The organism is Sphingomonas sp. SORGH_AS_0950, from assembly GCF_030818415.1.
Classification (GTDB): domain Bacteria; phylum Pseudomonadota; class Alphaproteobacteria; order Sphingomonadales; family Sphingomonadaceae; genus Sphingomonas.
Window position 1 is genome coordinate 3,757,894 of record NZ_JAUTAE010000001.1, and the last position, 22,854, is coordinate 3,780,747.

The window sequence follows — 22,854 nt, forward strand, 5'->3', positions numbered from 1 at the left end:
GGGGTGTCCCCAATGGCGGTGATACCCCTCCACCACCGCTTCGCGGCGGTCCCCCTCCCCTTGCAGGGGAGGAAGAGTTGATCACACCGATCGAAATTCCCGCACGCGAAACCCGGTTGACGAACCGTCGCCTCGCGCCCATTTGCCAATCGGACCAAATCCATCCGATTGGAGATCATGCGCCTTTCCAGCCTAGCCGATTATGCGGTCGTGATGATGACCGCCGCCGCGCGCGAGGGTGCCGGCGGGCGGAGCAATGCGACCCTGCTGGCCGGGCAGACGGGCGTGCCGCTGCCCACCGCGCAGAAGCTGGTCAGTCGTCTGGCCACCGCCGGGCTGATCGAGAGCACGCGCGGCACCGGCGGCGGCATCCGTCTGGCGCGCGACGCGGATGCGATCAGCCTGGCCGATATCGTCGAGGCGGTGGACGGCCCCATCGCGCTGACCGCCTGTGTCGAGGGGGCTGCGCATGAATGCGGCCTGGAGATGCAATGTCGCGTCCGGCCGCATTGGCATGTCGTCAATCAGGCGGTACGCGCCGCCTTTTCCGGGGTGACGCTCGCGACGCTCGCCGCCGATCCTGTTGAATCGCAAGTGATGGGCGCGGAGCTGCGTCCGGGGGTATTCGCCTGATGGCCACGAAGAATGCAGAGGCGCTCGCCGCCGCCAACAAGAAGTACGAGTGGGGCTTCGCCACCGAGATCGAGCAGGACTTCGCGCCCAAGGGGCTGAGCGAGGATACGGTCCGCTATATCTCGGCTAAGAAGAACGAACCCAAATGGATGCTCGACTGGCGGCTGAAGGCGTTCCGGTTGTGGCAGACGCTGGAGACACCCGACTGGGCCAAGCTGAACATTTCGCCGATCGACTATCAGGACGCGTATTACTACGCGGAGCCCAAGCAGAAGAAGACGATCGCGTCGCTGGACGAGCTCGATCCCGAAATCCGCCGGACCTACGAGAAGCTGGGCATCCCGATCGCCGAGCAGGAAGTGCTGGCGGGCGTCGAGGGCGCGCGCAAGGTCGCGGTCGACGCGGTGTTCGACAGCGTCTCGGTCGCGACCACCTTCCGCAAGGAGCTGGAAGCGGCGGGTGTGATTTTCCGCTCGATCTCCGAGGCGATCAAGGAATATCCCGATCTCGTCCGCAAATGGCTGGGCAAGGTCGTGCCGCAGCGCGATAACTACTTCGCCACGCTCAACTCGGCGGTCTTCTCCGACGGCACTTTCGTCTACATCCCCGAGGGCGTTCGCTGCCCGATGGAGCTGTCGACCTATTTCCGCATCAACGCGGAGAATACCGGCCAGTTCGAACGCACGCTGATCGTCGCGGACAAGGGGGCGTACGTCTCCTATCTCGAAGGTTGCACCGCGCCGATGCGCGACGAGAACCAGCTTCACGCGGCGGTGGTCGAGCTGGTTGCGCTGGACGATGCCGAGATCAAATATTCGACCGTCCAGAACTGGTATCCGGGCGACGAGAATGGCGTCGGCGGCATCTATAACTTCGTCACCAAGCGCGCGCTGTGCCAGGGCAAGAACAGCAAGGTGTCGTGGACTCAGGTCGAAACCGGCTCGGCGGTGACGTGGAAATATCCGTCCTGCGTGCTGGCGGGCGACGGTTCGGTGGGCGAGTTCTACTCGGTCGCGGTGACGAACAATCGCCAGCAGGCCGATACCGGCACCAAGATGATCCATCTGGGCAAGAACACGCGCTCGACCATCGTGTCGAAGGGGATTTCGGCCGGGCGCTCGGACAACACCTATCGCGGGCTCGTCCGCGTGGCGGCGACCGCCGAGAATGTCCGCAACTTCACCCAGTGCGACAGCCTGCTGCTGGGGGACCAGTGCGGTGCGCACACCGTGCCGTACATCGAGGTGAAGAACCCCAGCGCGCAGATCGAGCATGAGGCGACGACCAGCAAGATCAGCGAGGATCAGCTCTTCTACGCGATGAGCCGTGGGTTGGATCAGGAGGCGGCGGTCGCGCTGATCGTCAACGGCTTTGCTCGCGAGGTGCTGCAACAACTACCGATGGAGTTTGCGGTCGAAGCGCAGAAGCTGCTGGGGATTTCGCTGGAGGGGTCGGTTGGATAGCCCATTCTTCTTTGAAGGAACCAAATATCGGTCGCGGGGCGATGAGGCATCTCATTTCCATTGGATGGAACGAATTGCCTGCATACGCCGTGTGAAAGGTATCGGGCGCCGTGTCTTTATGGACATTGACCGATCCAACGTCACGGCGACCGCTCTTGAAGAATTAAATGCCATTTATCACCGCTACGGCGGCGATCTTACCCAACTTACAGCGCTTTCAGAGGGCGGTCATGCTCAAGATTGAAAACCTCCACGCCGAGATTGACGGCAAGCCGATCCTCAAGGGCCTGACGCTCGAGGTGAATGCGGGCGAAGTCCATGCGATCATGGGCCCCAACGGCGCGGGCAAGTCGACGCTGGGCTATGTGCTGGGCGGCCGTCCGGGATACGAAGTGACCGAGGGTTCGGTGACGTTCGACGGCGTTGACCTGCTCGAGCTGGAGCCGAACGAGCGCGCGGCTGCGGGCCTGTTCCTGGGCTTCCAGTATCCGGTCGAGATCCCCGGCGTGTCCAACGTCCAGTTCCTGCGCGAGAGCCTGAACGCGCAGCGCGGACAGCGCGACGAAAAGCCGCTGTCGGGTGGTGAGTTCCTGAAGCTCGCCCGCGCGCAGGCCGATGGACTGGGGCTGAACCAGGACATGCTCAAGCGTCCGGTCAATGTCGGCTTCTCGGGCGGCGAGAAGAAGCGCAACGAGATGGTCCAGATGGGCATCCTGAACCCCAAGTTCGCGATCCTGGACGAGACGGACTCCGGCCTCGACATCGACGCGCTGCGTATCGTCGGCGACGGCATCAACCGCATCATGCGCGCGCCCGACAAGGCAGTGCTGCTGATCACCCATTATCAGCGGCTGCTCGACTATGTGCAGCCCGACCGGGTCCATGTGCTGGCCGATGGCCGCATCGTACGTTCGGGCGGCCCCGAACTCGCGCTCGAGCTGGAGCGTGAGGGCTATGCGGGCGTCGAGGGAGCGGCGGCGTGACCACCACGCTGGAACTCCCTTCGACGCGTGAGGAGGCCTGGCGCTGGGCCGATATCGACGCGCTTCGCCGCGCGGCGGAGAGCGAGCGGGCGGTGCCGGTCACGGGGGCTGATCGTTTTCTCGATCTGCCGGGCGCGCGGTTGCTGTTCGTCGACGGCGTGCTGGATGAAAGCGTCAGCAGCCTCGGCCCGGTTCAGCTGACCCAGATCGACGCCAGCGACCATCCGCTGGGGCGGCAGGCGCTCGGGCGCGGCTGGTCGCTGCGGCTGGAGCGTGACGCGGTCGCGGAGCCCGTGCAGATCGTCCATGTCGCCAGCGGCGCGGCCAATCATCTGCCCGCCGAGATCGTGCTGGCCGAGGATGCGGCGGCGCAGGTCTATGAGACCTATGTCGGGCGCGGCTGGACCAACCGGCTGACGCGGCTGAAGCTCGCCGCATCGGCGCGGCTGATGCGCGCGGTGCGTCTGTTGCAGGATGACGGCTTCGTGTCGCTGCGCGAGGAAGCCGAGCTGGGTGAGGGCGCGAGCCTGACCGCGACCTTCCTGGCGGCGGGCAATATGGGCGCGCGCATCGATGGCGGGATCACCCAGACCGGCGACGGGGCCTATGCCGAGTTCGGGGGCGCGCTGCTGACCCGGGGCGAGTTGAAGCAGGAGTGCGCGGTGTCGCTGCGCCATGCCGCGCTGAACGGCCAGAGCCACCAGCTGTGGCGCGCGGTCGCCGCCGATCGCAGCCAGGCGAGCCTGGCCGCGCGGGTCGAAGTGGCGCGCCATGCGCAGAAGACCGATGGCGAACAGTCGCTTCGCGGCCTGCTGCTCCAGCGGACCGCGACGGTGAACCTGAAGCCCGAGCTGGAAATCTTCGCCGACGACGTAAAGTGCGCGCACGGCGCGACCGTGGGCGAGCTGGATGCCAAGGCGCTGTTCTACATGCAGAGCCGCGGCATCCCCAAGCCCCGCGCGCAGGCGCTGCTGACCCGCGCCTTCGTGGCGGATGCGATCGACCGGATCGGCAACGAGGTGGTGCGCGAGGCCTTTGCGGCGGACGCGGACGCCTGGCTGGAGGCCGCGCTTTGATGCCGACCACCCAAATCCTCCCCATCTTCGATGGGGAGGGGGACCGCCGCGAAGCGGTGGTGGAGGGGCGAGGGGCAAGCCCCTCCACCATGCTGCGCATGGTCCCCCTCCCCAAGCATAGCTTGGGGAGGATCGGGTGATGGCGACGGCATCTCCTCTGGACCGGCTGGCGGATTTTCCGGCGATCCCGGACGGCTGGGCTTATCTCGACACCGCTGCGACCGCGCAGAAGCCGCAAGTGGTGATCGACGCCATCACGCGGGCCTATGACACCAGCTATGCCACGGTGCATCGCGGCGTCTATCAGCGTTCGGCCGACATGACGCTCGCCTATGAAGCCGCCCGCGAAGCGACCGCGCGGTTCATCGGTGCGGGGTCGCCGAACGAGATCGTCTTCACGCGCGGCGCGACCGAGGGGATCAACCTCGTCGCGCAATGCTGGGCCGCGACCCAGTTGAAGGCGGGCGACCGCATCCTGCTGTCGATGCTGGAGCATCACTCCAATATCGTGCCGTGGCAGATGGTCGCCGAGCGGCTGGGTGTCGCGATCGACGTGTTGCCGCTGACGGCGGATCACCGCATCGACCTGGACGCGATGGAGCAGATGCTGACCCCGGCGCATAAGCTGGTGGCGCTGGGCCATGTGTCGAACGTGCTGGGCTCGGTGCTCGATGGGCGCCGTGCGGCCGATCTGGCGCATGGCGTGGGTGCGAAGATCCTGCTCGACGGGTGCCAGGCGGTGCCGCGCATCGCGGTCGACGTGGGGGCGCTCGACTGCGACTTCTATGTCTTCTCCGGCCACAAGCTCTATGGCCCCACCGGGATCGGCGTGCTGTGGGCGCGGCCCGAACTGCTCGACGCGATGCCGCCCTATCAGGGTGGCGGGTCGATGATCGATCGGGTCAGCTTCGAGAAGACGACCTATGCCCCGCCGCCCGGCCGGTTCGAGGCGGGGACGCCGCATATCGTCGGGACGCTCGGGCTTCATGCCGCGATCGACTATGTGTCGGCCATCGGGCTGGATGCGATCCATGCGCATGAGGCCGCCCTGGTCGCGCAGGCGCGCGCGGGGCTGTCGGCGATCAACTCGGTGCGGCTGCTGGGTCCGGAAGACTCCGCCGGAATCGTCAGTTTCGCGGTCGAGGGGGTTCATCCCCACGACATCGGCACCATATTGGACGAGAGCCGGGTGGCGATCCGGGCGGGCCATCACTGCGCCCAGCCCTTGATGGAGGCGCTCGGCCTGCCCGCCACCGCGCGGGCGAGTTTCGGCGTGTATAACGGACCCGATGACGTCGCGGCGCTGGTGGATGGCGTCCGGCGGGTCACGAGGATTTTCGGATGAGCAGTTTCAAGATCGAAGAGGTCGAAAGCGTCGAGCAGCCGCCCAAGGCGCGCGTGCAGGACGTGGTCGAGGCACCGGCCGAGCGGCAACGCGACTATCTGTCGGGCTTCCTCTCGCAAAAGCCGACCGCCGACGATCCGACCCAGCCGGGCGGCGCGCTGTATGACGGGATCATCGACGCGCTGAAGGAAATCTACGACCCCGAAATCCCGGTCAATATCTATGACCTGGGGCTGATCTACGGCGTCGAGGTGACCGAGGGCGGCCATGCGGTCGTCACCATGACGCTGACCACCCCGCATTGCCCGGTCGCGGAGTCGATGCCGGGCGAGGTCGAACTGCGCGTCTCGGCGGTGCCGGGGATCGCGACTGCCGACGTCAACCTGATCTGGGACCCGCCCTGGGACCCGCAGAAGATGTCGGACGACGCCAAGCTCGAACTGGGGATGCTCTGACCATGGCGACCACACTCCGCCCGCGGCCCGCCGCGCTGAACCTGACGCCCTCGGCCGAGGCGCGGATCGCCGACCTGATGGCGCGTGCGCCGGAGGGGGCGATCGGGGTCAAGCTGTCGACGCCGCGCCGGGGATGCTCGGGCCTGGCCTATTCGGTGGATTACGTCACCGAGGCCAAGGCGTTCGACGAGAAGATCGATACGCCCGGCGGCACGCTGTTCGTCGATGGCGGATCGATCCTGTATCTGATCGGATCGACCATGGACTGGGTCGAGGATGATTTCACCGCCGGGTTCGTGTTCCAGAACCCGAACGCCAAGGGCGCATGCGGGTGCGGGGAGAGCTTTACGGTTTGAGGTGAGGGTTTCCCTTTACCTTCGACTGCGCTCACGCTGAACGGGGGTTAGGCAGGGTGACCGTTCTCTAACCCGTTCCCCGGCGAAGGCCGGGGCCCAGTTGCGATGGCTTTTCAATGGCAGGGGGCATCTGCCTCCCACGCGGCGATATCCCGCCATCTCGGCCGGATAGAAACTGGACCCCGGCCTTCGCCGGGGAACAGGTGGGATCAGACCCGGTGCTCCAGCTTCAAACTCGCCCCGTCCCATTCCACCGCCAGGTCGCGATAATCCGCCACCGTCGCATGGGGCGTATCCATCGCCCCGCGATGCGTCTCGGTAATCACCACCACCGTCATCCCCGCCGCCTCGGCCGCTGCGATCCCGGCCGGAGCATCCTCGAACGCCAGACAGTCCTGCGGCGCGATCCCCAGCTTCTTCGCGCCCAGCAGGAAGCCGTCGGGCGCGGGCTTGCTCCGCTCGGCATCCTCCGCCGTCACGAACACGCCCGGTAGCGGCAGCCCCGCCGCCTTCAGCCGCACCTCGGCCAGCCTTTTGGGTGCCGAGGTCACGATCGCCCAGCGATCCGGCGGCAGCACCGCCAGAAAGGCCGCCGCGCCTGCGATCGGTACGATGTCATCCAGGTCGAGCATCTCCGCCTCGGTCAGCGCATGCGCCTCCGCCACCGGATCGACGCCGGGCAGGTTGAGCCGCCGGATCGTCTCGACCGACTGGACGCCGTGGATGGTCGGCAGGAACGCCGCGACGTCCAGCCCCTGCCGCGTCGCCCAGGCGCTCCAGGCGCGTTCGGCCGAGGCGATCGAACTCAGGATCGTCCCGTCCATGTCGAACAGGAAGCCGCCAAAGGCGCGGGTCGGCAGGGGTGTGGTCATGGTCGGCGGATCAATTCGCCTGGAACACGCCGCAGGCGATGCGCCCGCCGCTATTGCCGCTGGGGTCGGTCTTCAGATCGTCGGCGGCGGCATGGATGACGATCGCTGAGCCGTCCGCGTCGAGCAGCCCGGCCATGGTCGCGCCCGGCAACACGATGCCCAGCGTGCCGCGTCCGTCATTGCCGACCGTCATGTTGGGCATGTCGCCCTCATGCGGGCCCTGCGGGTTCAGGCTGCCATGCTGGCGCTGGGTGGGGTTCCAGTGGCCACCCGCGCTGGTGAAGTCGGGCGCGTCGCAGCGGCCCACGGTATGGATATGGACCCCGTGCATCCCGGCTGGGACGTTCTCGGCATCGAGCGTGATCCGCAGACCCCCCGCCACCTCGGTCGCGGTCGCGCGGCCCGCCGCCACACCGGCCCCGGTCTGGAGCGAGGCGGTCGCGCTGGCACCGCCGGGCGTCGGGGCACCGGTTTCCACCTTGGCCTGGTCGCAACCGGCCAGGCCAAGGCCCAGCAGGGCGGCGGTCGTCAGCGCGAGATATTTCATGTCGGAGGCTCCCTGATCGAACGAAAAACGGATGTGCGCGCCGGTCCTTACCGGTCGATGTCGAGCCGCCAACGCATCACGGGTTCATAGGATGCGCCGCCATGCCCCAGCTCGCTTTGATACAGGACCAGATGCTCCATCATGAAGGGCGCGCTGGCAAGCCCGGCATGCGCGGCGCGCCAGGCGCCGACCTCGGGCGTGGCCCCGGCGCTGCGCGGCATCCGGGCCAGCGTGATGTGCGGGCGATAGGCGCGGTGCTCGGGCGGCAGTCCGGCGCGGACACAGGCCTGGTCCACCTTGCGGTGCAGATGCGCCAGCGCGTCGTGCGGCGTCACATCGGCCCAGAGCGTGTCGGTGCGCTCGCGCTTCTCGAAGGCGCCGACGCCCGCGATCCTGACGACAGGCGCGGGCGCATGGACCTGGGCCAGCATCGCCGCGACATCCTCGGCCACCGGGCGATCGACCTCGCCGATGAAGCGCAAAGTCAGGTGGAGCTGGTCGTCGTCCTGCCACCGGGCATGGGGCACGCCGTCCATGGCGTCGGTCAGCAGGTCGCGAATGGCGCGGGGCGGGCGAAGGGCGACGAACAGGCGGAGCATGACAAAATGTTTCTATCGTACGCACGCATGAAACGGGAACCGCTTTGGCTTGAAAAGCGTCCCCGAGAGAGCGATATTTCCATCAACCGGCATATGGCCGGTCAAAGGAGCAATAGTTCACCATGGCAAACTGGTCTGATCCACGGCCGAGCGCCGCGCCGTTCGGAACCACCGCCACCACGGGCTCGACCGCCTATGACGCGGGTCTGCGTTCGTACATGCTGTCCGTTTACAACTACATGTCGTCGGGCGTGCTGCTGACGGGTATCGTCGCGCTGCTCTTCGCATGGGGCGGGGCGTGACAGCATGGCCGCGCAGGTCTTCCTCAATGGCGGCGCGCTGCGCTACGTCATCATGTTCGCGCCGCTGGGCTTCGTCTTCGCGCTGAGCATGGGCCAGACGCGGATGAAGACCTCGACGATGCAGCTGCTCTTCTGGGCGTTCGCGGTCGTCATGGGCCTGTCGCTGTCGACCATCTTCCTGGTCTATAGCGGTTCGTCGATCGCGGGCGCGTTCTTCGCCACCGCGGCGGGTTTCGCGGCGCTCAGCCTCTATGGCTACACCACGAAGCGCGACCTGTCGGCGTTCGGCACCTTCCTGATCATCGGTCTGGTCGGCCTGATCGTCGCGAGCGTGATCAACATCTTCCTGCAGTCGGGCACGATGGGCCTGGTCATCAGCTTCGTCGGCGTCCTGCTGTTCGCGGGCCTGACCGCCTATGACACGCAGCGCACCAAGTCGCTCTATTATGAGGTGCGCGGCACGTCGATGCAGGACCGCGTGGTCATCATGTCGGCGCTGAGCCTCTATCTCGACTTCATCAACATGTTCATGTTCATCCTGCGTCTGACCGGTTCGAGCCGCGACTGACGCCTGGAAACAGGGCAAGTCCCATGGGGCCCGGCGGATCGTCCGCCGGGCCTTTTTCGTGAAAGGATGACGGCATGCGCCTGTCGATCGAAGTGTCGCTCGACTATACCGTGACCGACCCCGCCGACATCCTGTTGCAGGTCGAGGCGGCGGCGATGCCCGACCAGCGGCTGGAGCATCAGGCGCTGACCATCTGGTCCGACCATGGCATGACGGCGGTGCCCGGCGATGACGGGATCGGCCAGCGTTGCTGGGTCCGGGTCGATCATGCGCTGCGTGCGCGCTATGAAGCGGTGGTGGCGGTCGAGCGGCCGGTGGTGCCGCTCAATGCCCTGCCCGCGACGCCCGCGCGGGCGCTGGGCGGTCCTCTGATCCCCTATCTGCTGCCCAGCCGTTATTGCGAATCCGACAAGCTGGAGGGGTTCGTGCGGCAACGCTTCGCCGGGCTGTCGGGCGGTGCGATGGCGGCGGCGCTGGCCGAATGGGTGGCGACGCGGATGACCTATCGCTCGGGCAGTTCGCAGGGGGTGACGACCGCGCTCGACACCTTTGCGTCGCGGACCGGCGTATGTCGCGACTATGCCCATCTGCTGGTCGCGCTGGCCCGTGCGGCGGAGATCCCGGCGCGCTGCGTCTCGGCCTATGCGCCGGGCGTCGATCCGCCCGATTTCCATGCGGTCGCCGAATTGTGGCTGGGCGATGCGTGGCATCTGGTCGATGCGACCGGCATGGCGCACGCGGATGAGATCGTCCGAGTCTGTGTGGGGCGCGACGCGACCGATATCGCCTTCATGACCGTGTTCGGCGAAGCCTGGCTTTGCGATCAACAGGTTAAGGTGCGCCGTCTGGACTGAGCGCGGGCAGGAACGCTGTGCGTCATGGCTCGTTGATCCTGTCCAATCAGATGGGGAATTGCCATGAACGACAGCATCGACGATCGCGCGCTCGACAGCGTTTCCGTCGCGCCGGGCGGCGACAAGGCCGAGCAGGGCAACCGTCCGCGCCCGCCCGAGCAGGATGCGGGACAGGACCCCGACATCACCGGGAATCTGGCCAAGAACCCCGAGGATGTCGACGCCCAGCTTGACGAGAGCCTCGACGAATCGATGGATGCCAGCGATCCGCCCTCCAACACCCAGCCCGGCCGTGACGGCCCGGCGGAGTCGTCGGGCTACACCGAAGAGGATCGCTGAGGCGGTTCTGCAGTAAAGCCATGTCGGGGGCAACCGCGTCCCCGGCATCGCGCCCGTTGGTCGGGTAAGAAGCCCGCCGACCCTATGGCCGCGTGCGAAACGCATATCCGCCGCGACGGGCCTAAAACATCCCCGACATGCCTATTCGGAAAAATTCCGAACGTCATCCTGCACTTCGTCGCAATCAATGTTGCGGCGCGGCGAATTTCGTGATGCTCTGTGCCCGGTCGTTCAGCGTTGCGTTAACCTAATGCGCGCATGATGATCGGGTTAGTTTCGATGGGCGGGGTGAGCACATGGGATCGAAGAACAGACCGGCCGAAGGCGCGATGACATTGGCCGAGATGAAGGAATTTGCAGGTTTCGCGGCGGCGACCCAGCGTTATATCCGCCGCTCGCTCGACATCGGGCTGGACCGCGAGGATGCGATGGCGCGCTGGTCGCGCGACGTGGTTGAGGCGGCGAGCATCCGGGCGCAGGCGCGGCTGTATCGCAATCTCCCCGAGATCCGGCACCATATCCCCGTCGACAGCGGACTGGAGTCGCTCGAACCCTTCATGGCGCCGTTCGTGACGATCGCCGCCTTCGATCTGGGGCAGGGGCGGCTGACCAGCTTCTCGGCTTTCCGCTTCCTGTACGAGCGGCTGGTCGGGGCCGAGGTCCGGCCCTGGCTGCCCGCGGTCTTCTGCTCGGCGGCGGCGCTGCCGCATCTTCATCCCGAACTGCGGCGGCAACTGCTCCAGTCGATCAGCGAGGCGGCGGCGACCGCTTCGGGCTGGTCCAGTCGCCAGCCCGCCTTCTTCCCGCATTGGGTGGAGAAGGTCGACACCAACGGCACGTCGCTGGCCAACTGAACCATGGCGGTGGCGGAGCGAGGGCTCCGTCACCCTATCGACAGGCGCGCCAGCCCATCGGGCCGCGATAGGCCTGGTCCAGATGGAAATGGTCAGCATGGGCGGCATTGTAATCGGGTGACAGGGTCGTGGCGAACAGCCGACAGGCATCGTCGCGCACGCGGTGCAGGAACCGCCCGGCCGGGCCGTCGTCCTTCCAGTCGCGCGCGACGCTGATCCGCCGCCCGTCGCTCAGGCGAAAGCCCGCCACGTCGATCGCATTGGCGCTGGCATGCTCGCTCCAGTCGCTGGACGAACGGCCGCTGATCCGGCGGCAATTATAGCTGCCCAGATGATCGATCGCGACGACCTGTGCGCCCAAAAGGTCGCGCGCGGCGGGCTGGACGCTGTCCCATTCCCATAGCGCGAGCGACGCCGCCACCGGGCAGGATAGGCCCAGCGAGGCGGGGCGATAGCCGATCGTCCGCGCGCCGCCGCCAGTGAAACGCACGACATCGTCATAGCCGCATTGCGGCCCGTCGCGGCGGTCGGGAAGACGATTATGCCGAATCCCCGCCCGCTCCAGCAGTGCGAGGCATTGCGCGTGATCCTGGGTGAGCGCCGTCAGCTTGCGCCCGGTGAACAGCCCGACCGGCTGCCCCAGGTCGAGCGGCGCCCAGGGCATGTCCTGAGGATGGCGCCGCGCCATGCTCCAGAGCAACAGGCCCAGCATCGCCGCTCCCGCCAGCGCGACCACCAGGGTCGTCCAGCGGCGGAGCGCGCGCATCAGCCGCGTCGGGCCTGGGCCGCCGGCTCGGCGGTGATCGGAAAGCCCAGATCGTCGGGAATGCAGATGCTGGGCACGCCGTCACGCTCCGCCAGGAAGGGGATGATCCGCCGGACCGGCCATGCACGGGCATCGGCGACTGCAGAGGGGAAATCCCGATAGAGCGCCAATCGTTCCAGCGTCCGGCGGGTCGGATAGATGATCCGTATCTCGTCCCGATCGGCGCGGGCCAGCGCCTCGGCGGCCGGCAGCCATTCGGCGCGGACGGTCTCGCTGCCGTCGATCCGGGGCGTGGACCGGCTCCGGTCGATCGCGGCGAGATAGAAGCGCGCATCGAACCGCCGGACCGGGACATGCTCGGGGCACCAGCGGGCAAATGGCGTCAGCGCCTCGGGCACCAGCGTCGATCCGGTTTCGGTCAATAGCGTGGCGAGGCTTTCGCCCCGTCGCACCCCGTCGCGCAGCCTTTCCTGTCGGGCGTCGTCAGGCGTCGGGGCGATGCCGACCACCAGCCCGACCTCCTCGATCGTCTCGCGAATGGCGGCGATCCGCGCGGCACTGCCCTCCGGATCGGCATCGGCGGCGTCGATCATTGCCCGGTCGCCCGGATCGACCCGCCCACCGGGAAACACCATGGCGCCACCCAGAAAGGCCAGCGCCGCCCCGCGCTCGATCATCAGGATTTCGGGCGGGTCGCCCGCCTCCGCGCCCTCGCGCATCAGGATCAGCGTGGCGGCGGGGATGGCGTCGGAAGGGGCAGGGGGGATCGCGTCTGGGGTCATCGCCCGATCAACGCGTCACGACGGCGAACGGCAAGGCGATGCGAAGAAAGTCCGGGCGGACCGCCATGCTGTTGCGATGTGGGAATAAAAGGCGGGGTGGTGGAGCTGAGGGGAATCGAACCCCTGACCTCTGCAGTGCGATTGCAGCGCTCTCCCATCTGAGCTACAGCCCCGCCCCGTGCCCGACTATCGTCGGGAGCGACGCCATTAGCCGGTCATCGGGGGCGACGCAACACCGCTTTGCGCGATACGGGCAAAAAAATTCGCGCGCCTCCGGTCCTTCGCCTCGGGCATCCCGTCGCGCGTGGCATGGCGGCAACGGAACCATGTCTTGATCTGCCTCATTGAAACACCCGGAAGGCACGACCCGCCGATCGAGTGGCGTCGGCCCCCGCAGGACCGAATTTCAGGAGGGTTTGAATGGCTTACGATCGCTATTCCCGCGGCGCCAATGGCGGAAACCGCGACTTCGACTATGGCCGGGACTACGGCTCGGGGCGGGATTACACCTATTCCAGCGCACGCGATTACGAAGCCGCCGGTGCGTTCGACGACGATCGCGGCAACGACCGTAACGACAGCCGTCGCGGTTATGGCGCGCGCGACTATGGGCATCAGGGCTATGGCCGCCAGGGTTACGACCAGCGCGGCGAGTATCGCGGCGGTTCGCGTCAGGATTTCGGCGGCCGTTATAACGAAGGGCGCTACGGCGAAGGCCGCTCGGGCGATTATGGCTATCGCAACGATCGCGACCAGGGCCGCGACTCCTATCGCTCGGGCGACCGCGATCAGGGTTATCGGACGGCGAGCTATGGCGATTCGTCGCGTGGCTATGGCTATACCGGCGACCGTTATGGACGCGACGACCGCCAGGGTCGCTATGAGCAGGGCCGTTACGAGCAGGGTCGTTACGAGCAGGGTCGTTACGAGCAAGGGCGGGGCCAGGACCGTCGTCCGCAATCGGGTGGCGATTATGGTCGCCAGCCCCAGGGCTATGACTATGAGGATCGCGGCTTCTTCGCCCGCGCCGGGGACGAGGTCCGCTCGTGGTTCGGCGACGAGGAGGCCGAGCGTCGTCGCGAAGCGGATGCGCAGTATGACGAGCGCTACTACGCGGCGCAGGACCGCGACTATGACAGCTGGCGCTCGGGCCAGATCGCCGCGCTCGACCGCGATTATGACGAATATCGCAGCGAGAATCGCACCAAATTCCACAATGAATTCAACAGCTGGCGCACCGAGCGCGAGGGCCAGCGCGGCCTGCTGGGCAAGGTGACCGAGCATCAGGAGGTCGTCGGTTCGGACGGCAGCCATGTCGGCACGGTGGACAAGGTGCGCGGCGACCGCATCCTGCTGACCAAGAACGACAAGGATGCGGGCGGCCAGCATCATTCGATCCCGTCGCGCTGGCTGAAGTCGGTCGAGGACAAGGTCACGCTGACCAAGACCGCCGAGGAAGCCAAGGCCCAGTGGCGTGAGGAGGAGAATGCCCGCGCGATGTTCGGTGACCGCACCAGTGACCAGGGCGCGAACCGTTACGGCCAGAGTTCGTCCTATGGTCAGTCGAGCGGCTATGGCCAGACGTCCGCGACCGGCCAGACCGCCGCGACCGGCAACTCGGCGGGCAGCACGGCGACCGGCACGACCACCGGCACCGGCACCGGCACCGGCAGCACGACGACGACGGGTGCCACGACCGGCTCGACCACGGGCCAGGACGGCAGTCGGAGCTATTAAGGCCGAAATCGTCACGCATCAGTGACTTTTTCTCGGGGGCTCGGGTGGACAACATCCGGGCCCTTTCCCATGTCCGCAACCCATGACGAAAAGGACAAGATGATGAAGGCCTGGACTCTGGCGGCGCGTCCCAAGGGGATGCCGCGCGACGAGGATTTCGCGCTGGTCGAACAGCCGCTTCCCGAACTGGCCGACGGGCAGGTGCGCGTGGTGAACCGCTGGCTGTCGGTCGATCCCTATATGCGCGGCCGGATGAATGACGGGAAAAGCTATGTCCCGCCCTTCCAGCTGGGCGAGCCGATGCAGGGCGGGGCGATCGGCGAGGTGGTCGAGAGCCGCGCGGAAACCATCCAGGTCGGCACACTGGTCAGCCATATGGCGGGCTGGCGCGACGAGGCGGTGATCCCGGCGCAGCATGTCCAGCCGCTCCCCGATCTGGGCGTCGATCCGCAGGCGTTTCTGGGGCAGTTCGGTATGCCGGGCATGACCGCCTATTACGGCCTGCTCCAGGTGGCCGAGGCCAAGCCCGGCGACACCGTCTTCGTCTCGGCGGCGGCGGGGGCGGTCGGGTCGACCGTGGTCCAGATCGCCAAGGCCAAGGGCATGACGGTGATCGGCTCGGCAGGCGGCCGGGACAAGACCGACTGGGTCCGTTCGCTCGGCGCCGATGCGGTCATCGACTATAAGGGCGATGTGCCCGTGGTCGAGGCGCTGGGCAAGGCCGCGCCGGACGGGATCGACGTCTATTTCGACAATGTCGGCGGCGATCATCTCGACGCGGCGCTGGCCCATGCCAGGCCGGGCGCGCGCTTTGCGATCTGCGGCATGATCGACGTCTATAACGACGCCAAGCCGACCAGCCTGAAATATCTGGCGCGTCTGATCGGCAACCGGGTGCGGATTCAGGGCTTCATCGTCAGCGACTTCAAGGACCAGCAGGGCTTTTACCGCGACATGGCGGCGATGCTGGGCGAGGGGAAGCTGCAGCGCGAGGAGACGGTGTTCGACGGTCTCGACCGCACGCCGGAGGCTTTTCTGGCGCTGTTCTCCGGCGGCAACAAGGGCAAGATGCTCGTCAAGCTATAAGCCCGGAACGCCGCCGCCCCGGCCATGCGCCGGGGCGGCGAGCCGGGCGTCAGATCGCGCCTGAGAAGGTGTCGCACTGGGCCGGATCGCCCGTCTCGATCCCGCGCCGCAGCCAGCGCATCCGCTGTTCCGAGGTGCCATGGGTGAAGCTGTCGGGCACGACCCGGCCGGTCGCCTCGCGCTGGAGCGTGTCGTCGCCGATCGCACGGGCGGCGGTCATGCCTTCCTCGACATCGCCGGGTTCCAGCCGATCGCGGTTCTTCGCGGCCCAGACGCCCGCATAGCAATCCGCCTGCAATTCCAGCCGGACCGACAGGGCGTTGCCCTCCGCCTCGCCCGCCGCCTGCTGCGCCTGCCGCACCTTGGTCGAGGTGCCGAGCAAATTCTGGATGTGATGGCCGAACTCGTGCGCCACGACATAATAGCGTGCGAAATCGCCCTTCGCGCCGAAACGCGTTTCCAACTCGTTGAAGAAGCTGGTGTCGAGATAGATGCCGCTGTCGGTCGGGCAATAAAAGGGCCCCATCGCCGACTGCGCCGCGCCGCAGCCCGAGCGACCCGATCCGCTGAAAAAGCGCAGGCCCGGTGCCTCGAAGCGCTGACCGGCCTGGGCGAAGATCTTTTCCCAGGTGTTGTCGGCATTGCTGAACGCGCGGCAGGTTTCGCGGCGCTCGGGCGAGGCCTCGCACACCTGTCGGACGCTCTGTTCCCCCGACGAACCGGCGGAGCGCGTGACGGGCGCATTGCCGCCGCCACCGCCGCCGGTGAGCAGGCTCAGCGGGTTCAGGCCGACGACCGCCAGGATGATGAGGACGACGACGATCCCGCCGCAGCCGAATCGACTGCCGATCAGCGGCAATAGGCCGAATAGCAGGCCGCCACCGCCCCCGCCGCCGAAGCCCCCGCTGGATTGCGCCTCGCCGACATTGATGTCGTTGTCGTAATCGTCGAGCCGCATGGCGTCATTCCCCTTCGTTCCTGCCCCTATAACGGGTCTGTCATGCGTTGAACCCGCAAAGCCTTCCGGCGGTTGCACCGGGGGGCGTCTGCCAGCATGGTATGGGCGGACCAAGGGAGAATGGCATGTTCCTGAAGGGCAAGACGGCGGTGATTTCCGGTTCCACCTCGGGCATCGGCCTTGCCTATGCCAGGGCGCTGGCCGCCGAGGGCGCGGCGGTGATGCTGAACGGTTTCGGCGAAGCGGACGCGATCGAGGCGAACCGCGCCGCGCTGGCGGAGCTCAGCGGTGCCGCAGCGCTGTACGATGCCGCCGACATGACCCGGCCCGACCAGATCGAGGCGATGATCGCGCGCGCGGCGGCGGAGACCGGATCGGTGGACATCGTCATCAACAATGCCGGTATCCAGCATGTCGCCCCGATCGCCGAATTTCCGGTCGAGAAATGGGATGCGATCATCGCGATCAACCTGTCCTCGGCCTGGCACATGATGCGCGCGGCGATTCCGCACATGCGGCAAAAGGGCTGGGGCCGGATCATCACCACCGCCTCGGCGCACAGCTTGGTCGCCAGCCCCAACAAATCGGCCTATGTCGCGGCCAAGCATGGCGTGGTCGGCATCACCAAGACGGTGGCGCTGGAGGTCGCGACCGACGGCATCACCGCCAATTGCATCTCGCCCGGCTATGTCTGGACACCGCTGGTCGAGAACCAGATCCCCGATACTATGAAAGCGCGCGGGCTGAGCCGCGAGCAGGTGATCGAGGACGTGCTGCTCAAGGCGCAGCCGACCAAGGAATTCGTCACCGTCGAACAGGTCGCGGCGCTGGCACTGTTCCTGTGCCGCGACGAGGCCAAGGCGATCACTGGCGCGAACCTGTCGGTCGATGGCGGATGGACCGCGCAGTGAAGGCGGCGGGGCTGTTGGCCGCGCTCGCCGTCCTGGCGACGGCGGCGCCCGCCCCGGCGCGCCGCGATGCGGATGCGACCGACTGGCGACGGGCGGCGACCGAGTCGGACCGTATCCGGCTGCGCGGCTGGCGAACCGCCTGGATGAAGGCGCTGGGGCAGGCGCGGGCAGGGGGTGCGGGCAAGGAGATCGATGGCCTGGGCGAACTGGCCGATCCCGATCATTCGATCGCGGAGCCGACCCTGCCCGATGGCGACTATCGCTGCCGGACGATCAAGCTGGGGTCGCAGGGGCGCGCGGTGCTGACCTATGTCGCCTATTCCTATTTCCGTTGCCGCGTGTCGGCGGGCGGAACGCAGCTGGCCAAGCTGGACGGGTCGCAGCGGCTCGCCGGGCGGATCTATGGCGACACCGATGCGCGCAGCATCTTCCTGGGCACGCTGATCCTGGGGGACGAAGAACGGTCCTATGCCTATGGTCGCGACGAGGCGCGCGATATGGCGGGCGTCGTGGAGCGGGTGGACGCCAAACGCTGGCGGATCGCCTTTCCCTATCCCGCTTATGAATCGGTGCTGGACATCGTCGAGCTGGTGCCCGCCGGGACCTGAGCCACCGGCGCGAGGCTCGACGGGGCGGCGGCCGGGAGCGGCGGCAGCGAGGCGAGATAGGCCTTGCCACTCTGGCCGATGACGGTCACGCGGCCCGCATTCGCCTGCGCCACGGTCTTCAGATAGGAACGGGGCTTCTTCATCAGCTCGGGATGGTCCAGCCCGACCAGCCCCAGCCGCCGCGCCGCTTCCTGCACGAAATGGACGCAGTTGCGCTGGTTCAGATTGTAACGACCATCGCCCGTCTTCTCGTCCCAGGCTGCGACCAGCGCCAGGATGTCGCCATATTGCGCGTCGGTCATCACATAGGAAAATTGCGCGTCGCTGGTCGCGATATAGAAGGGCTTGGAGATATCCAGCCGCCCCTTGACCGTCCCCATCAGCAATGCCGGGGAAATCGACTTGGCGGTGAAGCCGTAATTGGCATCGACCGGCGCGCCGGTGGCGTCGACCGTGCCGCGCAAGCTGAAAAAAGCATGGGGAAAGCTGTTCCCCAGCTCATGGCTCCAGAAGGTGATGGTCACCGCCGCCTGCGCGGGAAGCGCGCCGAGGAGCGAAAAGGCCAGGGCGAGGGCAAGCCGCAAAAGCATCGTCATCAACGCCCTCATAGCGGAGATTGGGGCACGGGCGGAGCGGCATTTTCATGCTTTTCCGGACGGATATAGACGGAGGACAGCATCGGCACCGCGCGGCGCAGATCGTCCTCCAGCGTCTCAATCAGCGTCTCCGCCTCGCCCATCGGAACGGAGTCGACGAAATCCGCGCTGATCGCGGCGAAGATGCTGTCGGGCGCGGTGTGGATCGTGCGGACATGGTTGACGTGTGCGATCCAGGGCCGGTCGGCGACGATCGTGCGGATCGTCTCCACCACCTGCGGGTCGGCGCGCTCACCGATCAGCAGCCCCTTGGCCTCGCGCGCGAGCAGGATCGCGACCAGCCCCAGGACCAAGCCAATCAGGATCGAGGCGATGCCGTCGATCCGGGGATCGCCCAGCCGGTGCGACAGCCAGACGCCCAGCCCGGCGATGACCAGCCCGGCCAGCGCCGCCGAATCCTCGAACAGCACGATGAAGCCCGCCGGGTCCTTCGACTCATGGATCGCCTGCCACCAGCCGCCATCGCCCTTGGCCCGCGCGAATTCGCGCACCGCGATCGTCCAGGATGCGCCTTCGAGTGCGAAGGCGATGGCCAGGACGATATAGTTGACGGTGGGGTCGCGCAGCTCTTCGGGCGCCTGGACATGCAGCCAGCCTTCATAGATCGAGATGCCCGCGCCCAGCGCGAAGATCAGGATGGCGACGACGAAGGCCCAGAAATACAGCTCGCGCCCATAGCCGAAGGGGTGGACCGCATCGGGCCCGCGCCGGGCGCGCTTCTGGCCATAGAGCAGCAGGATCTGGTTGCCGCTGTCCACCACCGAATGAACACCCTCGGTCAGCATCGAGGACGAGCCGGTGATCCCGGCGGCGATGAACTTGGCGACGCCGATGCCCAGATTGGCGGCCAGCGCGCCGTACAGGACGATATTCTCGCGAATGCGCGCGGTCAGGCCGGTGTCGGGCATGGGCGGTCAAGCGCGCGATCGGGCCGCTTGTTCCGCAGCGCGAACAAACCCCGCCGATGCTGGATCGGCGGGGCGCTTCCTTCCCCAAGGAAGAGGGGTGATGGGCTGGTGGCGGCGTCGGGACAAACCCTTATGACGCGATGCGGCCCAGCCGGTGGTAGAGGTGGGCGAACTTGATCGATCGGGGATCGTCGGCGACGCGCTTGACGTGTTCGGCGACGGCTTCCTTCATCAGCGCGAAATCCTCGGTGGAGAAGACGGCGCGGCTGCGTTGGGGTTCGGTCGGCATGGCATATTCTCCTCTCTTATGAACGGATTCAGGCGGCCCGCTCGAACTGGGCGGCCTCGGTGGATTGGGCGAGCGCCGTGGTCGAGCTGTCGCCGCCCGCCACGGTCTGCGCGATCAGGTCGAAATAGCCGGTGCCCACCTCGCGCTGGTGGCGGGTCGCGGTATAGCCATGGCCCTCGGCGGCGAACTCGGCCTGTTGCAGCTCGGAATAGGCCGCCATGCCGCGGTCGCGATAGCCGCGCGCCAGCTCGAACATGCCGTAATTGAGCTGGTGGAACCCGGCGAGCGTGACGAACTGGAACTTATACCCCATCGCCCCGATCTCCCGCTGGAAGCGGGCGATGTCGTCGCGGTCCAGATTCTTCTCCCAGTTGAAGCTGGGCGAGCAGTTATAGGCGAGCATCTTGTCCGGATAGGCGCGCCGGATCGCCTCGGCGAAGCGGCGGGCATCGGCGAGATTGGGCTTCGACGTCTCCCACCACAGCAGATCGGCATGGGGTGCGAAGGCCAGGCCGCGCTTGATGCAATGATCGACCCCGGTGCCCTCCTTCAGACGGAAAAAGCCCTCGGGCGTCCGCTCGCCGGTCAGGAATTCGGCATCGCGCTCGTCCACGTCCGAGGTGATCAGCCGCGCGCTTTCGGCGTCGGTGCGCGCGCAGATCACTGTCGGCACGCCCGCCACATCCGCCGCCAGCCGCGCCGCATCCAGATTGCGGATATGCGCGGCGGTCGGGATCAGCACCTTGCCGCCCAGATGGCCGCACTTCTTCTCCGACGCCAGCTGGTCCTCGAAATGCACGCCCGCCGCGCCCGCCGCGATATAGGCCTTCATGATCTCGAAGCAGTTGAGCGGACCGCCGAATCCGGCTTCGGCATCCGCGACGATCGGGGCGAACCAGTCGCGGGTCGCGCCGCCCTCGGCATGTTCGATCTGGTCGGCGCGCGCCAGCGTCGCGTTGATCCGCCGCGCCAGCTCGGGCCCGGCATTGGCGGGGTAGAGCGACTGGTCGGGGTACATCTGCCCCGCCGTATTGGCGTCGGCGGCGACCTGCCAGCCCGACAGATAGATGGCCTTCAGCCCTGCGCGGACCATCTGCATCGCCTGGTTGCCCGACAGCGCGCCCAGCGCATGGACATAATCCTCGGCCTTCAGCAATTCCCACAGCTTCAGCGCGCCGCGCCGGGCGAGCGTATGCTCCACCGCGATCGACCCGCGCAGCCGCGCGACATCCGCCGGGGTGTAGGGCCGGGCGATCCCGTCGAACCGCCCGGCAGGGGCCGGAACCAGATCGGTGAAGCTCTGCGTCATGGCGTGATCCTTTACAAAATCGCTATTCCCTGAGGCGCAAAATGCGGCTGTTCGGATTGATGGAACAGGCGGTTGCGCCGTTTTGGCGCGTGTCGGGGTCACGTCGCTGCGGCCTCCGGCATGTCGTATTGTAAAGAATTGACAGCCCCTGCGCAGCATAGCAGCATGATGCCGAAGGAGAGCCGGGCATGGGCGGAGCCAAGCTGATCGCGGGTCATGCGGTGCGCCGGTTGCGTCGCCAGCATGGATTGTCGCAGGCCGCGATGGCCGAGATGCTCGCCATCTCGCCCAGCTATCTGAACCTCATCGAGCGCAATCAGCGCCCCGTCTCGGCGGCGTTGCTGGTGCGGCTGGTCGAGACGTTCGACTTCGACCCGCGCGCGCTGGCGGCGGATGCGCCGGGGGGCGGGACAGCGGCGATGCGGCGGCGGCTGGCCGATCCGATGTTCGCCGATCTGGAGATCGACCGGACCGAGCTGGAGGAATGGCTGGCGGCGGCGCCCGGCGGTGCGGAGGCCTTTGCCCGCGCGTTCGACCGGATCACAGGGGTTGGGGAGGCGACGGCTGCGGTCCCGGCCGCGCCCGATCCGACGCTGCTCGTCCGGCGCGAGATCGAGCGGTGGCGTAACCATTTCCCCGATCTCGACGCGGCGGCCGAGGGACTGGCCGACGAACTGCGCATGGCGGCGGGCGATCTCTATGGGGCGCTGGCCGAGCGGCTTCGCGTCCGCCATGCGCTGACCATCCGAATCCTGCCGATCGACATTTTGCCCGATTTGCTGACCCGGCTGGACCTCCATGCGCGCCAGTTGCAGCTGTCGGAGATGCTGGAGGCCCCGGCGCGCGTCTTTGCGCTGGCGACGCAACTCGCCCAACTGGAGGCCCGCGCCGAGATCGACGCGCTGGCGCGCGGCGCGGCCTTTGGCGACCGGATCGCCGAGCGGCTGTTCCGGCGCCACCTGCAACGCTATTTCGCGGCGGCTTTGGTCATGCCCTATGCCCGCGTCCTGCGCGCGTGCGAGGCGACCGGCTATGATCTGGAGATCGTCGCGCGGCGCTTCGGCGTTTCGTACGAGCAACTGGCGCATCGGCTGACCACCCTGGGGCGGGTCGGTGCGCGGGGGCTGCCCTTTTTCCTGATGCGCATGGACCGCGCGGGACAGGTGTCCAAACGCTATGCCGGTTCTGCCAATCCGGTGCTGGTCGAGGCCGAAGGACGGTGTCCGCTATGGACCGTCTTCGCCGCCTTCGACCGCGTGGGGGAGGCGGTGTTCCAACTGGTCGAGATGCCTGATGGCAGCCGCTTCGCGACCATCGCACTGGCCGGGAACCGCGCGGGGCGGTCGGTGTCGGGCGTGACCGCGCGTTTCGCGCTGGTCCTGGGACTGGAGGCCGGTCTGGCGGGGCAACTGGCCGCCGCGCGCGGCCATGCGCTGACCGGACCGGCGACGCCGATCGGGCCCGGCTGTCGCCATTGTCCACGCCCCGCCTGTCCGCAAAGATCCCTGCCCCCCATCGGCCGGGCCCTGATCGTGGGCGAACGGGACCGGCCGATCAACGCGCTGGTCGTTGCCCCGGATTGAGAAATACGATCTGGA

Annotated in this window: 26 protein-coding genes, 1 tRNA gene and 1 pseudogene; 17 read left to right on the forward strand and 11 right to left on the reverse strand. The window is 67.1% G+C overall.

The window, feature by feature from the left end:
• Positions 1 to 177: 177 nt before the first annotated feature.
• The 8 genes from QE385_RS17120 to QE385_RS17155 all read left to right on the forward strand — a co-directional run bounded on the left by QE385_RS17120 (position 178) and on the right by QE385_RS17155 (position 6,311).
• The gene (locus tag QE385_RS17120) at positions 178 to 633 is read left to right on the forward strand and encodes an SUF system Fe-S cluster assembly regulator (protein ID WP_307103900.1); all 456 of its coding nucleotides are present in this window, start codon (positions 178 to 180) and stop codon (positions 631 to 633) included.
• Positions 633 to 2,096 carry a Fe-S cluster assembly protein SufB gene (gene sufB, locus QE385_RS17125; RefSeq protein ID WP_307103902.1) on the forward strand — a complete coding sequence of 488 codons (1,464 nt, stop codon included), beginning with the start codon at positions 633 to 635 and terminating at the stop codon, positions 2,094 to 2,096. Before QE385_RS17120 ends, sufB begins: the two co-directional genes overlap by 1 nt.
• Positions 2,089 to 2,340, forward strand: coding sequence for a hypothetical protein (locus QE385_RS17130; protein WP_307103904.1), 252 nt, complete (start codon positions 2,089 to 2,091; stop codon positions 2,338 to 2,340). The genes sufB and QE385_RS17130 overlap by 8 nt, the downstream gene beginning before the upstream one ends.
• The gene (sufC, locus tag QE385_RS17135; protein WP_007404520.1) at positions 2,327 to 3,079 is read left to right on the forward strand and encodes a Fe-S cluster assembly ATPase SufC; all 753 of its coding nucleotides are present in this window, start codon (positions 2,327 to 2,329) and stop codon (positions 3,077 to 3,079) included. Before QE385_RS17130 ends, sufC begins: the two co-directional genes overlap by 14 nt.
• Positions 3,076 to 4,155, forward strand: coding sequence for a SufD family Fe-S cluster assembly protein (locus QE385_RS17140; RefSeq protein ID WP_307103906.1), 1,080 nt, complete (start codon positions 3,076 to 3,078; stop codon positions 4,153 to 4,155). Before sufC ends, QE385_RS17140 begins: the two co-directional genes overlap by 4 nt.
• A gap of 139 nt (positions 4,156 to 4,294) precedes the next feature.
• The gene (locus tag QE385_RS17145; protein ID WP_307103908.1) at positions 4,295 to 5,500 is read left to right on the forward strand and encodes an aminotransferase class V-fold PLP-dependent enzyme; all 1,206 of its coding nucleotides are present in this window, start codon (positions 4,295 to 4,297) and stop codon (positions 5,498 to 5,500) included.
• Positions 5,497 to 5,955: an SUF system Fe-S cluster assembly protein gene (locus QE385_RS17150; RefSeq protein ID WP_307103911.1), complete on the forward strand. Its 459-nt coding sequence runs from the start codon at positions 5,497 to 5,499 to the stop codon at positions 5,953 to 5,955. Before QE385_RS17145 ends, QE385_RS17150 begins: the two co-directional genes overlap by 4 nt.
• A gap of 2 nt (positions 5,956 to 5,957) precedes the next feature.
• Positions 5,958 to 6,311 (forward strand): iron-sulfur cluster assembly accessory protein, encoded by a 354-nt coding sequence (locus QE385_RS17155; RefSeq protein ID WP_007404566.1) that lies wholly within the window; start codon positions 5,958 to 5,960, stop codon positions 6,309 to 6,311.
• A gap of 209 nt (positions 6,312 to 6,520) precedes the next feature.
• Here QE385_RS17155 and QE385_RS17160 read toward each other — a convergent pair whose 3' ends face one another.
• From QE385_RS17160 to thpR, 3 genes are read right to left on the reverse strand one after another with little or no spacing between them, the layout of a single operon-like run.
• A complete protein-coding gene (locus QE385_RS17160; protein ID WP_307103914.1) occupies positions 6,521 to 7,183 on the reverse strand; it encodes an HAD-IA family hydrolase in 663 nt (220 codons plus the stop codon).
• 10 nt (positions 7,184 to 7,193) lie between these two features.
• The gene (locus QE385_RS17165) at positions 7,194 to 7,730 is read right to left on the reverse strand and encodes a superoxide dismutase family protein (RefSeq protein ID WP_307103917.1); all 537 of its coding nucleotides are present in this window, start codon (positions 7,728 to 7,730) and stop codon (positions 7,194 to 7,196) included.
• A gap of 47 nt (positions 7,731 to 7,777) precedes the next feature.
• Positions 7,778 to 8,329, reverse strand: coding sequence for an RNA 2',3'-cyclic phosphodiesterase (thpR, locus tag QE385_RS17170; RefSeq protein ID WP_307103918.1), 552 nt, complete (start codon positions 8,327 to 8,329; stop codon positions 7,778 to 7,780).
• 122 nt (positions 8,330 to 8,451) lie between these two features.
• On the opposite strand from thpR, the pseudogene QE385_RS17175 reads away from it, so the two are divergent.
• The 4 genes and pseudogenes from QE385_RS17175 (at position 8,452) to QE385_RS17190 (ending at position 11,246) form a co-directional block, all read left to right on the forward strand.
• Positions 8,452 to 9,199, forward strand: a pseudogene (locus tag QE385_RS17175) (Bax inhibitor-1/YccA family protein).
• 74 nt (positions 9,200 to 9,273) lie between these two features.
• Entirely contained in the window at positions 9,274 to 10,053 is a 780-nt protein-coding gene (locus QE385_RS17180; RefSeq protein WP_307103919.1) for a transglutaminase family protein, read from the forward strand.
• A 63-nt stretch (positions 10,054 to 10,116) separates the two neighbouring features.
• The gene (locus tag QE385_RS17185; RefSeq protein WP_307103921.1) at positions 10,117 to 10,392 is read left to right on the forward strand and encodes a hypothetical protein; all 276 of its coding nucleotides are present in this window, start codon (positions 10,117 to 10,119) and stop codon (positions 10,390 to 10,392) included.
• Positions 10,393 to 10,688: 296 nt separating this feature from the next.
• Positions 10,689 to 11,246, forward strand: coding sequence for a hypothetical protein (locus QE385_RS17190; protein ID WP_307103923.1), 558 nt, complete (start codon positions 10,689 to 10,691; stop codon positions 11,244 to 11,246).
• A gap of 34 nt (positions 11,247 to 11,280) precedes the next feature.
• On the opposite strand, the gene QE385_RS17195 is transcribed toward QE385_RS17190, so the two are convergent.
• The 3 genes from QE385_RS17195 to QE385_RS17205 all read right to left on the reverse strand — a co-directional run bounded on the left by QE385_RS17195 (position 11,281) and on the right by QE385_RS17205 (position 12,967).
• Positions 11,281 to 12,012, reverse strand: a complete 732-nt coding sequence (locus QE385_RS17195; RefSeq protein WP_307103925.1) for an extensin family protein — start codon at positions 12,010 to 12,012, stop codon at positions 11,281 to 11,283.
• A complete protein-coding gene (locus QE385_RS17200; RefSeq protein ID WP_307103927.1) occupies positions 12,012 to 12,794 on the reverse strand; it encodes an NUDIX hydrolase in 783 nt (260 codons plus the stop codon). Before QE385_RS17200 ends, QE385_RS17195 begins: the two co-directional genes overlap by 1 nt.
• A 97-nt stretch (positions 12,795 to 12,891) precedes the next feature.
• A tRNA-Ala gene (locus QE385_RS17205) sits at positions 12,892 to 12,967 on the reverse strand.
• Positions 12,968 to 13,214: 247 nt separating this feature from the next.
• Here QE385_RS17205 and QE385_RS17210 point away from each other — a divergent pair.
• The gene (locus tag QE385_RS17210; RefSeq protein ID WP_307103929.1) at positions 13,215 to 14,531 is read left to right on the forward strand and encodes a DUF2171 domain-containing protein; all 1,317 of its coding nucleotides are present in this window, start codon (positions 13,215 to 13,217) and stop codon (positions 14,529 to 14,531) included.
• A gap of 69 nt (positions 14,532 to 14,600) precedes the next feature.
• Positions 14,601 to 15,617, forward strand: a complete 1,017-nt coding sequence (locus QE385_RS17215) for an NADP-dependent oxidoreductase (protein ID WP_373424694.1) — start codon at positions 14,601 to 14,603, stop codon at positions 15,615 to 15,617.
• A gap of 49 nt (positions 15,618 to 15,666) precedes the next feature.
• On the opposite strand, the gene QE385_RS17220 is transcribed toward QE385_RS17215, so the two are convergent.
• Entirely contained in the window at positions 15,667 to 16,575 is a 909-nt protein-coding gene (locus QE385_RS17220) for a neutral zinc metallopeptidase (RefSeq protein ID WP_307103931.1), read from the reverse strand.
• Between the two features lie 125 nt (positions 16,576 to 16,700).
• On the opposite strand from QE385_RS17220, the gene QE385_RS17225 reads away from it, so the two are divergent.
• The gene (locus QE385_RS17225) at positions 16,701 to 17,486 is read left to right on the forward strand and encodes a 3-hydroxybutyrate dehydrogenase (RefSeq protein ID WP_307103934.1); all 786 of its coding nucleotides are present in this window, start codon (positions 16,701 to 16,703) and stop codon (positions 17,484 to 17,486) included.
• Positions 17,471 to 18,094, forward strand: coding sequence for a DUF4893 domain-containing protein (locus QE385_RS17230; protein WP_307103936.1), 624 nt, complete (start codon positions 17,471 to 17,473; stop codon positions 18,092 to 18,094). The genes QE385_RS17225 and QE385_RS17230 overlap by 16 nt, the downstream gene beginning before the upstream one ends.
• Here QE385_RS17230 and QE385_RS17235 read toward each other — a convergent pair.
• The 4 genes from QE385_RS17235 to aceA form a co-directional block, all read right to left on the reverse strand.
• Positions 18,046 to 18,690: a hypothetical protein gene (locus QE385_RS17235; protein WP_307103938.1), complete on the reverse strand. Its 645-nt coding sequence runs from the start codon at positions 18,688 to 18,690 to the stop codon at positions 18,046 to 18,048. The genes QE385_RS17230 and QE385_RS17235 overlap by 49 nt on opposite strands.
• 8 nt (positions 18,691 to 18,698) lie before the next feature.
• Positions 18,699 to 19,658, reverse strand: coding sequence for a cation diffusion facilitator family transporter (locus QE385_RS17240; protein ID WP_307103941.1), 960 nt, complete (start codon positions 19,656 to 19,658; stop codon positions 18,699 to 18,701).
• 130 nt (positions 19,659 to 19,788) lie between these two features.
• Complete coding sequence (locus tag QE385_RS17245; RefSeq protein WP_307103943.1) at positions 19,789 to 19,947, reverse strand: hypothetical protein; 159 nt, start codon at positions 19,945 to 19,947, stop codon at positions 19,789 to 19,791.
• A gap of 28 nt (positions 19,948 to 19,975) precedes the next feature.
• Positions 19,976 to 21,256, reverse strand: coding sequence for an isocitrate lyase (gene aceA / locus QE385_RS17250; protein ID WP_307103945.1), 1,281 nt, complete (start codon positions 21,254 to 21,256; stop codon positions 19,976 to 19,978).
• A 188-nt stretch (positions 21,257 to 21,444) separates the two neighbouring features.
• Here aceA and QE385_RS17255 point away from each other — a divergent pair, with 188 nt between their 5' ends.
• A complete protein-coding gene (locus QE385_RS17255; protein ID WP_307103947.1) occupies positions 21,445 to 22,839 on the forward strand; it encodes a short-chain fatty acyl-CoA regulator family protein in 1,395 nt (464 codons plus the stop codon).
• The last annotated feature ends 15 nt before the right edge of the window (positions 22,840 to 22,854 follow it).